This is a genomic window from Cryobacterium inferilacus (genome assembly GCF_019599185.1).
Lineage (GTDB): Bacteria > Actinomycetota > Actinomycetes > Actinomycetales > Microbacteriaceae > Cryobacterium > Cryobacterium inferilacus.
Window position 1 is genome coordinate 15,399 of record NZ_JAIEUL010000032.1, and the last position, 14,752, is coordinate 30,150.

The 14,752-nt window shown below is 62.5% G+C and carries 18 protein-coding genes; 12 read left to right on the forward strand and 6 right to left on the reverse strand.

Translation table 11 applies throughout. The annotated features are described in order from the left end of the window. The first annotated feature begins 9 nt into the window (after positions 1-9). The 3 genes from K2F54_RS18080 to K2F54_RS18090 are packed head-to-tail and all read left to right on the forward strand — an operon-like array spanning position 10 to position 1,209. Positions 10-285, forward strand: a complete 276-nt coding sequence (locus tag K2F54_RS18080; RefSeq protein ID WP_255577286.1) for a hypothetical protein — start codon at positions 10-12, stop codon at positions 283-285. Continuing rightward, complete coding sequence (locus K2F54_RS18085; RefSeq protein ID WP_255577287.1) at positions 282-473, forward strand: hypothetical protein; 192 nt, start codon at positions 282-284, stop codon at positions 471-473. Before K2F54_RS18080 ends, K2F54_RS18085 begins: the two co-directional genes overlap by 4 nt. A 16-nt stretch (positions 474-489) precedes the next feature. Beyond that, positions 490-1,209 carry a cytochrome c biogenesis CcdA family protein gene (locus K2F54_RS18090; RefSeq protein ID WP_374107315.1) on the forward strand — a complete coding sequence of 240 codons (720 nt, stop codon included), beginning with the start codon at positions 490-492 and terminating at the stop codon, positions 1,207-1,209. Between the two features lie 297 nt (positions 1,210-1,506). Here the strand turns inward: K2F54_RS18090 and K2F54_RS18095 are convergent, their stop codons facing one another. Next, positions 1,507-1,830, reverse strand: a complete 324-nt coding sequence (locus K2F54_RS18095; RefSeq protein ID WP_220607251.1) for a metal-sensitive transcriptional regulator — start codon at positions 1,828-1,830, stop codon at positions 1,507-1,509. Positions 1,831-2,056: 226 nt separating this feature from the next. Between K2F54_RS18095 and K2F54_RS18100 the strand changes: the two genes are divergently transcribed. The 9 genes from K2F54_RS18100 to K2F54_RS18140 all read left to right on the forward strand — a co-directional run bounded on the left by K2F54_RS18100 (position 2,057) and on the right by K2F54_RS18140 (position 10,779). Continuing rightward, positions 2,057-2,383, forward strand: coding sequence for a heavy-metal-associated domain-containing protein (locus K2F54_RS18100; protein ID WP_255577288.1), 327 nt, complete (start codon positions 2,057-2,059; stop codon positions 2,381-2,383). A gap of 32 nt (positions 2,384-2,415) precedes the next feature. Next, the gene (locus K2F54_RS18105; protein ID WP_220607269.1) at positions 2,416-4,677 is read left to right on the forward strand and encodes a heavy metal translocating P-type ATPase; all 2,262 of its coding nucleotides are present in this window, start codon (positions 2,416-2,418) and stop codon (positions 4,675-4,677) included. Positions 4,678-4,760: 83 nt separating this feature from the next. Continuing rightward, a complete protein-coding gene (locus tag K2F54_RS18110; RefSeq protein ID WP_220607253.1) occupies positions 4,761-5,240 on the forward strand; it encodes a hypothetical protein in 480 nt (159 codons plus the stop codon). Between the two features lie 92 nt (positions 5,241-5,332). Continuing rightward, positions 5,333-5,944, forward strand: coding sequence for a DUF305 domain-containing protein (locus tag K2F54_RS18115; protein ID WP_220607254.1), 612 nt, complete (start codon positions 5,333-5,335; stop codon positions 5,942-5,944). 129 nt (positions 5,945-6,073) lie between these two features. After that, positions 6,074-6,916, forward strand: a complete 843-nt coding sequence (locus tag K2F54_RS18120) for a M23 family metallopeptidase (RefSeq protein ID WP_220607255.1) — start codon at positions 6,074-6,076, stop codon at positions 6,914-6,916. Continuing rightward, complete coding sequence (locus K2F54_RS18125; RefSeq protein WP_255577289.1) at positions 6,913-8,214, forward strand: M23 family metallopeptidase; 1,302 nt, start codon at positions 6,913-6,915, stop codon at positions 8,212-8,214. The genes K2F54_RS18120 and K2F54_RS18125 overlap by 4 nt, the downstream gene beginning before the upstream one ends. Before the next feature lie 22 nt (positions 8,215-8,236). Beyond that, on the forward strand, positions 8,237-9,163 hold the full coding sequence (locus K2F54_RS18130) for a F510_1955 family glycosylhydrolase (RefSeq protein ID WP_374107316.1): 927 nt from the start codon (positions 8,237-8,239) through the stop codon (positions 9,161-9,163). A gap of 43 nt (positions 9,164-9,206) precedes the next feature. Then, positions 9,207-10,133 carry a prolipoprotein diacylglyceryl transferase gene (gene lgt / locus K2F54_RS18135; RefSeq protein WP_220607257.1) on the forward strand — a complete coding sequence of 309 codons (927 nt, stop codon included), beginning with the start codon at positions 9,207-9,209 and terminating at the stop codon, positions 10,131-10,133. Between the two features lie 46 nt (positions 10,134-10,179). After that, the gene (locus tag K2F54_RS18140) at positions 10,180-10,779 is read left to right on the forward strand and encodes a recombinase family protein (RefSeq protein WP_220607258.1); all 600 of its coding nucleotides are present in this window, start codon (positions 10,180-10,182) and stop codon (positions 10,777-10,779) included. Positions 10,780-10,812: 33 nt separating this feature from the next. Here the strand turns inward: K2F54_RS18140 and K2F54_RS18145 are convergent, their stop codons facing one another. The 5 genes from K2F54_RS18145 to K2F54_RS18165 form a co-directional block, all read right to left on the reverse strand. After that, positions 10,813-12,315 (reverse strand): multicopper oxidase family protein, encoded by a 1,503-nt coding sequence (locus K2F54_RS18145; protein ID WP_220607259.1) that lies wholly within the window; start codon positions 12,313-12,315, stop codon positions 10,813-10,815. Positions 12,316-12,328: 13 nt separating this feature from the next. Further along, on the reverse strand, positions 12,329-12,607 hold the full coding sequence (locus K2F54_RS18150) for a glutaredoxin family protein (protein WP_220607260.1): 279 nt from the start codon (positions 12,605-12,607) through the stop codon (positions 12,329-12,331). Further along, complete coding sequence (locus K2F54_RS18155; RefSeq protein ID WP_220607261.1) at positions 12,607-13,302, reverse strand: peroxiredoxin family protein; 696 nt, start codon at positions 13,300-13,302, stop codon at positions 12,607-12,609. The genes K2F54_RS18150 and K2F54_RS18155 overlap by 1 nt, the downstream gene beginning before the upstream one ends. Then, on the reverse strand, positions 13,302-14,249 hold the full coding sequence (locus K2F54_RS18160) for a cytochrome c biogenesis CcdA family protein (protein ID WP_220607262.1): 948 nt from the start codon (positions 14,247-14,249) through the stop codon (positions 13,302-13,304). The genes K2F54_RS18155 and K2F54_RS18160 overlap by 1 nt, the downstream gene beginning before the upstream one ends. A 142-nt stretch (positions 14,250-14,391) precedes the next feature. Further along, on the reverse strand, positions 14,392-14,658 hold the full coding sequence (locus K2F54_RS18165) for a hypothetical protein (protein WP_220607263.1): 267 nt from the start codon (positions 14,656-14,658) through the stop codon (positions 14,392-14,394). Between the last annotated feature and the right edge of the window lie 94 nt (positions 14,659-14,752).

The following is a 14,752-nucleotide window of genomic DNA, read 5'->3' on the forward strand; positions in this document are numbered from 1 at the left end:
GGAGACTCAATGAAACACCCACGTGGAAATGCAGCCAGCGCGGCCGCGATACCGACGCTGAGCGCAGAGGAGCTCGCGAGGAAGAAATACTGGCGGAAGCGACGCTTTGTTCGAATCGGACAACTGTTGATGATCGCCGGAGTCCTCGTCGCCGCCGTTCACTGGCTCGCGCACATCGAGGCATTCGGACCACAACAGCCTGCGTTGTGGCTCGACATCGTTGCCGGATACCCGATGGGCGCGGCCCTGCTCATCATCGGTGGCATCGTAGCTGGGCGAGAATGACGATGAGCATGGAGGATTTTTGGTTCAATGCCGTCTTTTCGCTCGCGCCCAGCCTCGGCGTCGGCCTGATTTTCTGGTTCATCATGCGCGCCATCATCCGATCGGATCGAAACGAGCGGAAGGCCTACGCCCGGGTCGAAGCAGAAGAGCGAGCAAAACAGGCGAGGGCGGTGAGCGAGAATCGCTGAGGACTTCGCGAGCATCGTGCTTACCGGCCAGCTGCTGGTCGCGATCCCGATCGCGTTGCTGGCCGGTTTAGTCTCATTCGCCTCGCCGTGCGTGCTGCCACTAGTGCCCGGATACCTGGCCTATGTCGGAGGGATGGCAGGACCGGACATCGCCCATGCCAGGCGTCGCCTTCTCGTCGGTGTCGGCCTATTCGTGTTGGGTTTCTCGGTCGTGTTCGTCTCCTACGGGGCAGCCTTCGGGACAGCCGGCTACTGGCTGGTGCGTTGGCAAGATCCCCTCACGAGGATCCTAGGCCTAGTCGTGCTCGTGATGGGACTTGCGTTCATCGGCGCCTTCCCCTTCCTCCAACGCACCGCGAAACCACGCTTCGCCCCTCCTACGGGACTGGCCGGAGCTCCGCTGCTCGGTCTCGTCTTCGGAGTCGGCTGGACGCCATGTCTCGGGCCGACCCTGACGGCGATTACCCTGCTCAGCCTCGGCTCGGGCTCCCCCTGGCGCGGAGCGCTACTCGGACTCTTTTACTGTTTAGGGCTCGGCATTCCCTTCTTACTGGTCGCGCTCGGCCTGAATTGGATGTCGGGCGCAGTTTCCTGGCTGAAGCGACACATCCGCGCGATGAACATTGCGGGAGGCTCGATGCTTATCCTGATTGGCGCGCTAATGATCACCGGAGTTTGGACGATGTGGATCTACAGTATGCAGGCGCTGATCGGCGGTTTCGTGCTCCCGATCTAAGTAGCACGCCCGCCCTGTTCTCGACCCTGTTTTGGGCACGAGTGATCAGCCCACGGACGGAACCGGTCGAATGACCGCGGGCGGTAGAGAGTGTCGAAATGGGCGGGGATGTTCGGAGGAACATACAAAACGACGACTTGGCTACCGGACCACGAGCAGCGCTGCTCCCGTCTGAGAGATGGTTCCAGCCGCCGGTCGCTATATATCTTCGAGCGTCGTTGCGCACTGTCTCCACAGCACGGTTGGCGCAGAACATCGCGGCAGCGATGCCCCGCAGTGAAGCATACGGCTAGGTGGCTAGGAGCGAACCAATCGGGCGATGGCGACCGACGCTTCCTTCATTTTCAGGTCCCTTTCGTCGCCGCCAGCTTCCACGGCGGCGACCACGCAATGATTGAGGTGCTCGTCGAGCAGACCCAAGGCTACCGACTGCAACGCGCTCGTCATGGCCGAGATCTGCGTCAAAATATCGATGCAGTATTTTTCGTTCGTGACCATCCCCTGGAGGCCGCGAGCCTGCCCTTCGATGCGTCGCAGTCGGTTGAGGTATTCGTCTTTGTTGGAAATGTATCCGTGGGAGCCGGTCGGCGCTTCAACGGCCAAATTCCGTGAATCGGTCATGAAAATGTCATCCTTCTTTCATTGCTCCCCCGCCCATGCCAGAGCGGCCGAACCGTGTCACTAGTCCCGTCGGCGGTTTCCGGGGGCGGGATTGGCCCATTCTAGCGGGCTAACCATAATTGACTTTATACCCTAAGGGGGTATAGCTTTCATTGTACCCCCCTGGGGTAAAGAAGACGGAAATGGTTCGTCTGAAATGAAAGGACCTAACAAAATGTGCGCTGACATGAAGAATGATCTCGGCCTGACTGATTCATCGTGTTCGTGCAGTGCTCATTCGGGTACGCCTGCCATTGAGTCCAACAAGCGGACCACTGTGACTGAGCCGAGCATGGCATACACATTCCAGGTGGCAGGGATGACCTGTTCTCATTGCGTCGAGAGCGTGACCTCAGAAGTAGGCAGAGTAGCGGGAGCCGAGCGGATTGATGTTGATCTTGTTCCTGGCGGCCTGTCCCGGGTCACCGTTTCGAGCAATAATCCTGTCGACCCAGCGGCAATTGCCGCCGCTATCGACGAAGCGGGTTACGAACTGATCCTCGAGACCCCGTGAGTGGCGTGCAGGTCGATCTTGTTGTCGGCGGGATGACCTGCACTTCGTGTGCAGCGCGGATCGAAAAGAAACTGAATCGGATGACGGGCGTTGAGGCCACCGTCAACTACGCGACGGAGAAGGCGAGCGTGTTCATTCCGGACGGGACCTCGGTTGAGGATGCCATCGCAACCATTGAGGCAACCGGATATACGGCCGTCCTCCCCCGTCCCGTGAGCCCCTCGCCTGAAGGGGCCGGGGTCCCCACCGAGGCCGAAAATGAAGTTGAAAGTCTTCGCCAGCGACTCGTGATCTCAGCGGTGTTGGCTGCACCGGTCGTGGCCCTGTCCATGATCGCCCCCCTCCAGTTCTCCAACTGGCAGTGGCTTGCCCTTGCACTCGCCGGCCCCGTAGCGATCTGGGGTGCCTGGCCATTCCACCGCGCTGCCTGGGTCAACCTGCGACACGGTGCAGCGACTATGGATACCTTGATCAGCATGGGAGTGCTCGCGGCACTCGGGTGGTCGCTTTATGCCCTGTTCTTCGGTACCGCGGGGATGCCCGGAATGACGATGAGCTTCAGTCTCACGACAGAGCCCGGTGGCGCTGCGCACGAAATCTACCTCGAAGTTGCGTCGGCCGTCACCGTCTTCATCCTGGCCGGGAGATACTTCGAGGCGCGGGCGAAGAAGCAATCGGGCGCGGCGCTCCGTGCCTTGCTCGAACTGGGCGCGAAAGAAGCAACCCTGCTGCGTGACGGCGTCGAAACAACTGTGCCCACGTCTTCTCTGATCGTCGGTGACCATTTCGTGGTGCGGCCCGGCGAAAAAATCGCCACGGACGGCACCGTCGTCGAGGGCAACTCAGCGGTCGATGCGAGCATGCTCACCGGAGAGTCCGTTCCCGTCGAGGTCGGCCCGGGCGATGCAGTGGTTGGCGCCACTTTGAACTCCGGTGGCCGCCTCGTCATCCAGGCAACGCGTATCGGCTCCGATACTCAGCTGGCCCAGTTGGGGCGCTTGGTCGAACAGGCCCAGACGGGCAAAGCGGAGGTGCAACGACTCGCTGATCGAGTATCTGCCATTTTCGTGCCCATCGTGATTGCCCTCGCCCTGGGCGCCCTCGTTGTATGGCTTCTGGTCGGGGCCGGCCCCGTGGTGGCATTCACCGCAGCGGTGGCGACACTGATCATCGCCTGCCCCTGTGCCCTCGGCTTGGCCACGCCAACCGCTCTGCTCGTCGGAACCGGTCGGGGCGCTCAACTGGGCATCCTCATCAAGGGACCACAAATTCTCGAGTCGACTCGACGAGTCGACACCATCGTTCTCGACAAGACCGGCACCGTCACAACCGGGCAGATGACCCTCGTTGCTGTCCACCCGAATGAAACCGTCACCGACGAGGAACTCCTCGCATTCGCCGGCGCTGCAGAGTCGGGATCAGAACACCCGATCGCCAAGTCGATCGTGACCGGAGCGAGGGCGCGTGTGCTGACCCTTCCGACGCCGGAGTCGTTCTCATCTACCGATGGCCTCGGCGTGCAGGCCGTTGTCGACGGACGCGTCGTGCTGGTGGGACGCCCCAGCTGGCTCAGTGAGAATTGGTCAATCGAGCTCCCCAGCGAGCTCAAGCTCGCCTTGTCCTTATGTGAATCGCAGGGACAGACCGCTGTCGCCGTCGCCTGGGACGGGCGTGCGCAAGGCATCCTGGCAGTATCTGACGTTGTCAAGGACTCCAGCGCCGCCGCAGTCGAGGAATTTCGTCGCCTGGGTTTGCAGCCCGTGCTCCTCACGGGTGACAACGAGACCGTGGCGCGCGTCGTAGGTACAAAACTCGGCATCATTGATGTTCGTGCTGGCGTCCTCCCGGCCGAGAAAGCCGAAGTGATTCGGGAACTCCAGCGGGAGGGGCGCGTTGTGGCCATGGTCGGCGACGGAGTGAACGATGCAGTGGCGTTGGCTACCGCGGACCTGGGCATCGCGATGGGCACCGGCACCGATGTCGCCATCGAAGCCAGCGACCTCACCTTGATACGAAGCGACCTGGTCGCAGCCGCTGATGCCATCCGGCTTTCTCGTCGCACCCTGGCAACTATCAAGGCCAACCTGTTCTGGGCTTTCGCGTACAACGTGGCCGCGATCCCTCTTGCCATGCTGGGCCTGCTCAATCCGCTGATCGCCGGTGCCGCCATGGCGCTGTCGTCGGTCTTCGTCGTCAGCAATAGCCTGCGACTGCGCGGCTTCCAAGGACTGACCATTGCCGCGGCGACTCCCATTAAGCCCCTGCCCAGCGCCCAGCCAGCAGGGATTCGTTAGCAGGCTGCTCACGTTCACAGCTGAAATTTATCGAGTACCGATACGGTAGCGGGGTATCTATTTTTTGGTCGACTGGAGGTGACATGAACTTACAGAGCAGTGCTGCTGTTGGTCGTCACCGAAAGCCCGTTCGCTCCATCGTGTTCACGGCCTCCCTGGTGTTGGCAGCCATGCTGTTGAGCCTGCTCGCCATGCACTCCATGATCGGCAGTCACGACTCAATCTCACATACCGCCGATTCTGCGGCCCATGAAGACGTCAGACCTGCCGGCGCCGAAGCTGAGGCTTTCACAACCGCCGGAGCTGTGGCGGCGGTCATTCCACTAATTGCGCATGCCGACGTAGGAATCCTCGGTTGCGCCGACTGCATGCTCGTCTGTGCAGTGTGGGCGATGACCTGCGCCATCCTGCTGGTCTTGGCGGCGCTGATCGTGCTCGCTCGCTCGCCATCTACCTATCGGCGTCTGCTCGACGCCGGCGGGCGAGTCATCGCTCTATTCCAGGGCCCTGCGCTTCATCTTTTCCGGCCTAGCTTGGTCGTTCTTTCCATCAGTCGCACCTAGAACCGGCATTGGCCTTCGCGTCACTTGACGCCTGCCTTCATGACGCCGTATGGCGAACCGGTTTCTTACGTCTGACTCTGAATGGATTAACAATGCCCAAGCCACGTACCTACCTGCTTACTGCCGCGGCCATCGCGACAGCGCTCACGCTCAGCGCCTGCGCCGGTGGAACCACCGATACCGGTTCATCCGCCGCCCCCAGCTCCCCCGATTCCTCCGCCTCCTCGGTTGATTTCGCCGACGCGGACGTCGAGTTCGCCCAGATGATGATCCCCCATCACGAACAGGCCGTTGAAATGAGCGACGACCTCCTTGCGAAGGACGGCATCGACCAGCGCATCGTGGATCTGGCCACCGAGATCAAAAACGCCCAAGAGCCCGAAATCAAGCAGCTCGAATCGTGGCTTACAGCATGGGGCATGGATGACACCAGCTCCAGCGAGATGGATATGTCCGAGATGGATCACGGCACGGACGGCATGATGTCCGAGGACGACATGAACGCTCTCAAGTCAGCGTCCTCAGAGGACGCTGGGAAGCTCTTCCTCGAACAGATGATCGTTCATCACCAGGGCGCCATTGCGATGGCTCAGACCGAGATCGATGAGGGACAATTCCCGGACGCGGTGGACATGGCCACGAACATCGTGGAGAGCCAGACCGCCGAGATTGATGTCATGAACGACATCCTCGCCACCCTATAGAAATCCTCCACCAGGATCGGGGCCGCCGCATTGCGGCCCCGATCCGCGGCGTGCCCAACTCGGTCACCACTTCCTCGCCTGCCTGAGGCGCAGATGGAGCGCGCCATTGTGATCGCAAGGACCATCTTCATGACCGCATCACCCGATCTTCCCCGCAAACAACTGCGCCTGGCCGAGAAACACCGCGCCAGTCGCCGCCGAACACGACGGCCACTCCCCAGACCCGGTCGACCAGCCCGCCGCATGAACGTCAGCGTTCGTAAACAACTCTCGTCCGCAGTCGCTCTAGCGTTCGCTGCCCTCCTTGCCGTCAGCGTGTCGGTCCCAGCCCTGGCGGTGAACCCTTACGCGCAGACCCTCGCTGCGCCCGCGGAACGATCCGATGTCGGAGTGCAGAACTTGACAGCGTCGGGAAACGGAACCATCACCGTCGCCCAGGACACGTTCTCGTCCCAGGCCATTCAGGCAACTTTACGGACGGAGGATTCGCTCCCGGGCGTTTACTCCCAGACCGCCAACACCTATACAAATGATCTCGGCTCTGCGATCCAATGGCCCTTCCTCGTCGGTGTGCCGATCTCTACTGACTTTGGCCCGCGGATTCCGCCGTGTGACGGGTGCTCCAGCTTCCACAAAGGCTTGGACATGAATCCGGGCGTGAACACCCCGATCCAGGCGGTCGCGGATGGCGTCGTGAGGGAAGTCTCCAGCACCGACAAGAGCGGACTGGGTGTGTACGCGATCATCGACCACATGATCGAAGGGCGTCTCGTTAGCAGTCTGTATGCCCATATGGGGGAAGGCACCCTGGCACTTACCGTCGGTGACCCCGTCCTCGTCGGCCAGCTAGTGGGAAACGTTGGCAACACCGGCCAAAGCACCGGCCCACACCTTCACTTCGAGATCCTCCTGAACGGCATCACCCCCACGGACCCGTACGCCTGGCTGACAGACAAGGTGAGCACATCATGACGAACCCGAAACGCGATCAACGCCGCATGCAACCACGGACCCTGAAAGCTCTTTCGGGCGCTGCCTTGGTCCTCAGCTTGGTATCGGGCGCGGGCTGGGCCGCCCAGCCGGCAGCAGCGGCCGAGTATCCTTCCTGGTCCGATGTTGAAAACGCGAGAGCAAACGAAGCGTCCAAACAAGCCCAGATCAGCACACTCAACACCCTGATCTCCGGCCTGACGGCCGACGTCGCCGCCGCACAAGAAGAATCCACGCGGCGAGGTACCGAATTTGAGCAGGCTCAGGGCGCCTTCGACGAGGCCACGTACCGCGCCACAACCCTGCAGGCCCAGGCTGACGAGGCCGGCGCGCAAGCCACGTTGTCCAGCGAACAGGCTGGTCGGCTCGCATCGGGTCTTGCCCGCAGTGGAGGCCCGGACCTTTCGCTCGCCATCCTCATGGCGGGAGATGGCACCGAGTCCCTGTTGTATCAGTTGGGGGCCATGAGCAAACTCACGGAGCGTTCCGCCGCGGTCTACGATCAAGCCGCGTCCGACCGAAACTCTGCAACCGCCCTCACCGACCAGGCGAAGGTGGCACAAGACGAACTCGGCGCCTTAGCCAAGGAAGCCGAGACCGCTCTCACCCAGGCCATCGCCGCTAGCGCCGCAGTGGAGGTCGCACTCGCCGAGCAACAAGCAAACGCCGGCACGATGCAAGCACAACTCGCCGTCCTCACCGAGGGACGCGCCGCCACAGAAGCCGACTTCGCCAAAGGCGAGGAAGCCCGACGCGCTGCCGAGGCTGCGGCCGCGGCGGCTGCAGCCGCAGCTAAGGCATCCACGGGCAGTTCGGGAGGGTCAAGTGGGTCAGGGTCAGGGTCAGGGTCAGACTCCGGTCAGCTCAGCGGCCAGGGCTGGGCGTTGCCCGTCTCTGGCTGGATTAGCGCCCCATTTGGGCCACGCCCCGTTAGACCCGTAGCCGGCGTCGGCGCGTTCCACTACGGCACGGACATCGCTGCCGGATGCGGCGTGCCGGTCAAGGCCGCAACGGGAGGCACCGTCATCTACTCCGGGTACCTCGGCAGCTACGGCAATTGGGTCCTCATCGATCACGGAAACGGGGTCCAAACCGGGTACGCCCATAACAGCGAGATCCTGGTCAGCAACGGCCAGCAGGTGTCCGCCGGACAGACCATTTCGTTGGTCGGGACCACCGGAGCATCCTCCGGCTGCCACCTGCACTTTGAAACTCGAGTCGATGGCGCCCGCATCGATGCGGAGCCGTTCATGAGCGCACGAGGGATCACCCTTGGCTAAGCGGCGCCGGCCTCAGTTCACCGTGACAGGGCTGATCGCTGCGGGAGCAGTAGTTACCCTTGCTGGCTGCTCCACGGCCGACGATTCATTGAGTCCGCCGACTCCGAGTACCGCGTTTGAGCACATTCACGGGCTTGGCGCTGACCCCGCGAGCGGAAACACGTACGTGGCGACACATCAGGGCGTGTGGTTCCTCCCGACGGATGGCTTGCCCGATACCTATCTCACCGGTGCGCCCCGGTCCACCACCGCAGAGCTGACCCAGATCGGTGACCGCGCCCCGGACGCCATGGGGTTCACGGTCTCCCCCTCCGGGGATCTCTTCATGTCCGGCCACCCGGACCCCACAGAACAATCGGCCTCCGCGGCACCGAACCTCGGGTTGGTGTCCAGCAGCGACCAAGCACAGACCTGGGACACGGTATCGCTGCGCGGACAGACGGACTTTCACGACCTCGACACCGTGACCCTGCCCACCGGCGAGCTCCGCGTCTATGGGTATGACGCGCAGCAAGGCGTCCTCTTGATCAGCAACGACAGCGGTTTCACCTGGACCAAGGGTGCGACCGCCCCGATCCGGGACCTGACAGCAGACCCTTCCGACCCTGATCGGGTCATCGCGACAACGGCAGACGGACTCATTGAGAGTACCGACGGTGGCCGTACCTTCGGCGGCGCTTCCGACTCGCCCGTCCTGCTGCTTGTGGACATCTTCGATGAAAACGCCGGGGGCCAGCTTGTTGGCGTCGACCCCGCCGGTGCGCTGTGGAGACAGGAAGAATCCGGCCTCTGGACGCAGACCGGCGAGGCGAACGGAGCACCCGAAGCCTTTAGCGCCGTCGACGGCAGCTCCCCCTGGATCCTGGTCGCCGACCAGCGCGGTATCAGCGCCTCCCCGGACTTCGGCGCTACCTGGACACCAGTCCTCAGCAACGCTGCCAACCAATGACGCTCCCACGCACCCCAACATTCCAAGAAACGACACCGAGCCCATGAACGTTCCACTCAGCATCCCCAGCCCCGACATCAGCTCCTTCCAACTGGGGCCCTTCCAAATCCACTTCTATGCCCTCTTCATCCTCTCTGGGATCGCCGCGGCCGTGATTCTCACGTCGCGGCGTCTTACGGCACGGGGAGGGGCGCCCGACACGGTGCTCGACATTGCCCTCTGGGCTGTGCCGTTCGGCATAATCGGCGGCCGGTTTTACCATGTGATCACCCACCCCACCGATTACTTCTTCCCCGGCGCTGACCTCTGGAAGACGTTCTACGTATGGGAAGGCGGGCTGGCCATCTTCGGCGCCATCCTGTTTGGCAGCCTGGGCGCATACATCGCCTGCCGCCGAGCAGGCGTGCGTTTCCTGTCCTTCGCCGACGCCCTTGCACCGGGGATGTTGTTGGCGCAAGCCTTCGGACGGCTCGGGAACTACTTCAACCAAGAACTCTTCGGCACTCCAACAACTCTCCCCTGGGGACTGCAAATTGATCCAACCCAGCCCGCATTTCCCACCGGCCTGCCCGAGGGCACGCTGTTCCATCCCCTCTTTCTCTACGAAATTGTCTGGAACCTGCTCGGGGTGATGATCATCCTGCTCGTCGAGCGACGTTTCAACCTCCGGTGGGGAAAGGCTCTTGGCCTCTACCTGATCATCTACGGGATGGGCCGCACCTGGTTTGAGTCCTTCCGACTCGACCCCACCGAGTTCGAACTCGGCGGCTTCAAAATCAACATGCTCATCGCCACTCTCGTCGCGGTGGCAGGTATGGTCCTGTTCATTGTGCAATCGCGGCGTCACCCCGAGTTGGAGACCGATCCCACTCGGTCGGCCAAGCAGGGCGGAGGAGAGTTGCCATCTACAGCTGTTGCGGTACCGGCCTCTTCCGACGCCCCCGCGCCCCATCCTCAGAAGGACTCGTGAGGGGCGGGCGGTTGGCCTGTAACGGCGCCGAGCGCGTTGTGCAGACATGACCGTCATAGGTTACGCGCGCGTTGGAACGCGCAAGTTGAGCGTTGATGAGCGAGAGATCGCATTGACTGCAGCTGGTGCCGAGCGCCTCTATGTGGACCATGGCGAGTCGAGAAATAAGGCGTCGCTGCCGCAGTTTTCGGCTTGCTTGGACTACTTGCGTGCTGGTGATCTCTTGTTGGTTTGCCAGCTCAGCCAATTAGATCGGCTGGGTCGTGACGATCGTTTGATTGCGCTCCTCCATGAATTCGGCGAACGCGGCATCGGGCTTCGGTCGTTAGCGGAACCGGCCATCGATACCACCGGCCCCGCTGGCCGCACCCTTTACGACATCATCGATGTTTTCGCGCAGCTGCGTGCTGATGCTATCCAGGTGCACAGGCGCGAGGGCCCTGCACCAGCTCGAGCGCATGGGACAAAGGGCGGCCGCCCCACGGCGATGACTGCTGAACGGGTCGTTATTGCTATCGATATGCGGGAGAACGGCGCAACCATTGACACGATCGCGACCACTCTCGGCGTCGACACGGTGACCGTGCAACGCGCGCTCTTGAGCAACCCGGACGGGAAGCCGAAGTTGGGCCGGGATGAGGGCTGAGGGCGGGCAGGAGAGCCCGCTGCTCGTCCCGCGTCACCTCACGTAAGAGACCAGGCCGATCATGCCGCGAGCAGCGTGGTAAGCATTGTGGCAGTGGACCAGCCATTGGCCGGGATTGTCAGCATCGAATTCGACGGTGACGGTTTCCCCCGGCCGGACGATGACGGTGTCCTTGCGTGCTCCGTTGCCCATGATCTGAAAAGTGTGTCCGTGCAGGTGTATCGGATGCCACATCATCGTGTCGTTGATCATCGTGATCTGCACTCGCTCGTTGAGGCTGACATCGAAGGCACCGGCATAGGGGTCGTCCATGTTGAAGGTCCGCCCGTTGATGCTCCAGTCGTAGGAGTGCATTCCTCCCGTCAGTCGCATCTCGTGTCGCCGATCTGGCGTTCGGGACGGGAGGCGGACGGATTCATCTGCTCGTAACTGACCGCCGTCGGTGACGTCACCCGTCAGCGTGGACGGCATTCGATCCGGTGTGGGTGGGGTGCCAGAACCAGTGCGGATGAGCCCGTAGGCGCTTCCGTCCTTGCCTTCTGGGAGAGCCAAGACCGGAGTGTAGCCGTCGACGACGGTGACGAGCGCATCGCTGCGTTCGCCCATTCCGAGGACAACTGCGTCCACCTCCTGGTGCTGCACCGGAAATCCGTCGGTGTGGGTGAGGGTGAGCTTCTGCCCGGGGATCCCCACCCTGTAGGCGGTGTCCCCCGCCGCGTTGATGATGCGCAAGCGGATCCGATTGCCGACTCGACTGTCGAAGACTTCGGCCGTTTGCGGAGCCTGCCCGTTAAACAAGTGGGCAGGGAACGGCACGTCGCCGGCGTCACCACCCAAATACCGACTGGTAGAGCGTGACCCCATTCCACCCATCCCCGAATCCATCCCGCTCATACCCGATCCGTCGGCCAGAGCGTTCAGCGCATCGTCGGGGGTGCCCGGGAGACCGTCGAGCCAGTCGTCGAGGAGGATGACCCATTCCTGGTCATAAGCCATGGGCTCGTTTGGGTCGTCGATGATGAGCGCACCCGACAAGGCACGTTCTCGCTGCATATCCACGTGAGAGTGATACCAGTAAGTGCCGGGTCGGTTGAGCAGAAACTGGTATCCATAGTCGCCGCCCGGAGCAATGGCTTTTTGGGTCACGCCCGGAACACCGTCGGCGTCGTTTCGAAGGGCGAGGCCGTGCCAGTGGATACTCGTGGGCTCCGCCAGGGTGTTCGTCACCGGCGCCTTTAGAAGGTCGCCAGTTTTTGCGCGGATGAGAGGGCCGTTGAGTGTCCCGTTGTATCCCCACGTGGTCAGAGCGGTGCCGGCGACCACGGTGTCGAAGTCACCGGCGGTGAGGTTTTGGGTGACGGTGGCGCCGTTGGCCGTACGCCGCGCCTCGTATTGGGCGACCAATGGATCGGTCGACTTGATCCGGTCGACCCCAGCCCGAGGGACGGTTCCCGTCGTGCAGGAGGCAAGGGCGACTGTCACCGTCGCAGCCAGAGTCGCGCCGAGAAAAGTACGGCGGGTGAAGTGAGTGACCATTTCTTTGCTTTCGTTAGTTCTTTCTCGCGGGTATCGCCGTGTCGGGCCACTGCAGTTTGGAGAGGTGGCGGCGTAGTTTCTTTTCGGACAGGCGGCCGTAGCTGAACAGCTCGCCGTCGATCAGGATGCCCGGGGCGAAAACGATGCCGACCCGGTTGGCAAGCTCACGCCCTTCGGCTGATGCCAGGGGAATTTCCACGATATCCAGGGGGTACTCGTCGCAGAGCTGCGCCAGGGTGTTCTTGGCGTTCACGCAGGACGGGCATGACTCCTGGGTCAGGACGGTGATCATCATGATCCGCTTACCCCGGCCGCCTTCATGTCGGCGAGCAGGTCGGTCATGGACACGTACATTGTGTAATCCGGGGCGCCGCCGTAGTCGGCGCGCCACTGAATCGTGCCGTCAGGCCCCACAAGGATGAAGCTGTGTCCGGCGCGGGAGTCGCCCATCATGCCGTAGTCGTTCGCACCGTACTCCTTGATGACGTCCATCTTCGTGTCCGCCAGGGCGACGGAGGCAAGTTTGTCGTCGTCCATTTTCTGCGCGATCAGCTCCACCGGTCCGCTGGTGATCGTGAGCACATCGTCAACTCCGGCCGCGACGAGCTGGTCGGATGCGGCATCCAGGTCACGCATCTGGTCCCAGCACGGCTGGCAACCCAGTCCCTCATGGAAGTACAAGAGCACCGACTTGCCCAAGTAGTCGGTCAGATCCACGGTGTCCCCCGTTGTGGACTCCATCGCGAATCCCGGGGCCATCTCTCCCACTCCCGGAGATCCCACTGCGTAGTCGGCCGCATCGGCGCTCCTGCCCGCAGGAGCGGACTGGGCCGTCTGGGCGGGCGCGGAGGGCTGCTGGGCGAGAACGAGGAAAAACGCGCCGAAAATGGCCACGACCACGCCGGCGCCGATCAGCACGGCGAGGCGGTTGGTGTTTTTCCTCAGCGGCCGCATCGCTGCTCCCGGCTTCTTGTTTCGTGATGCCATTACTTCGATTCCTTTGCGTTGTCGTGACAGGCCGGGGTGGTCGAACCGGCCGTAACCTGCTCTGCCGTATCGGGCTTTGTTACCGAAGAGGTGTGACCGGCCTGTGGGCGTCGGGCGCGCAGCGCCTTCCACACCAGGGTGGCGAGGGCGGCGAAGACCACGAGCGCCGAGAGCCAGCCGGGGATGAACCCGGTGGACTCCTGAATAACCACAGCTGCGTGGTTCAGCCAAGCGGTGACCCTCACCTGCCAGCCGTCAGGCGCCATGCCAATACCGCGAACCGCGATGATCATGGTGACGATGCCCATCCCGAGCATCAAGCCACCGGACAACAGGCTCGACAGTGGTAGCCGGCGCCCGCCGGGCCGCAGGGCGACAGTGCGCGCCGTGAGCAGACGGCTATTGCTCCAGTCCTTCCGGTCCCACACCAGCGCAAGGACGCAGAGCGGGGCGACCATGCCGAAGACGTAGGCCACACCCACCAATGCGGCGGTAGAAATCGACGACGCCGCCCCAGCCATCGCGGCCACCCCAGCCAGGACCGGTGCACAACAGGCACTCGCCGCGCCAGAGAACACGCCCAGGCCATAAACGGAGCCGATTCCGGAGCCGGACTTCTTCCCCGACGGCATCGGGAGCATCAGCTTCCACCCCACCAACGTGGCGAGACCCACGACGACCATGGCGATTCCCACGACGTTGAAGATCCAGAAGTGGTACTGCGCCAGGGCGCGGCTGACGATCGCGGCTCCCAACGCAATGGGCAGGATGATCGTTCCGACACCGGCAGCGAAAACCAGTGTCATGCCCAGGATCTGGCCGCGACGGCGGAAGCTGGACGCGAAGAACGCCGGCAACATCACCGACACGCAACACGGGGCCAACAGGGCGACGATGCCGCCTAAGAACGAGGCGAGGATTGTGGTGGAGAGCAGGACCTGCCCCATGTAGTGCTCCTTCAAAGGCGCACGGCGGCTGTGCCGTGCGGGTAAACGGGTAATGCGGATCACGGTGCAAAATCGCCCGTGCGACCCGGCCAATCACTTCGGAAGGGCTAGCCAGGCGACGGACGGCGTGGCGCCGGGAAGATCAGGCTTGGGTCGTAGCCTTTGCGGCTTCGTTAGAGCCGGTGTCACCGTGGACGTGGGATTCCTGCGTGGCGTCAGTGTTCTTATTTTTGCCGCGCATCATCATGAACATCATCCCGATCATCATCACTGGGCACGCCAGAACCGCTGCGAGGGGAAGCGCCTCACCGATCGACCGGCCGGCCACAAGCAGTCCGCCGAGAATGACGACACCGATGACGATCATGCCGATGAGATGAGACTTGCCGCTGTGGTTGTGCCCGTTCATGGATTTTCTCTTTTCTGGGGACTGCCCCCGGTTTAGTTGACTCCTAACCTGTGGAGATTCGTCTTCGCTGGAAAGATGTCATCATGCCCAAGCC